Consider the following 302-nt stretch of genomic DNA (forward strand, 5'->3'; position numbering starts at 1 on the left):
CACGTGCAGATCGGTCACGAGGGGGTCCTCCGGCGCTGGATACGTGGACGTCCAAGCAACCTCCGCGCCGGATGCTTGGACGTCCACGCAACGCCTGAGGCGGTGGCGGCCACCAGCCGGACGAACGCCGCCGACCTGATCGGCGTGGCCGAACGGGTGGCCGGGCTGCGCGAGCGGTCGGCGGCCACCGTCGCCGGGTCGGGGTCCCGCCGCGGCGGTGTCCAGCGGGCGTGCGCCGAGCAGTTCGTCTGCTCGCAGACCAGCGTGCCGACGGTGTTCCCGGCCTTGCCCGACGCCCCGCC

The 302-nt window shown here is 74.8% G+C and carries 1 protein-coding gene; it reads left to right on the forward strand.

Features of this window, described 5'->3' with window-relative positions:
- Positions 1 to 102 precede the first annotated feature (102 nt).
- On the forward strand, positions 103 to 302 hold a 200-nt coding region (locus tag AC0IVP_RS21855; protein ID WP_471759275.1), incomplete at its 3' end, for a hypothetical protein.

The organism is Klenkia sp. AC732 (assembly GCF_979256525.1).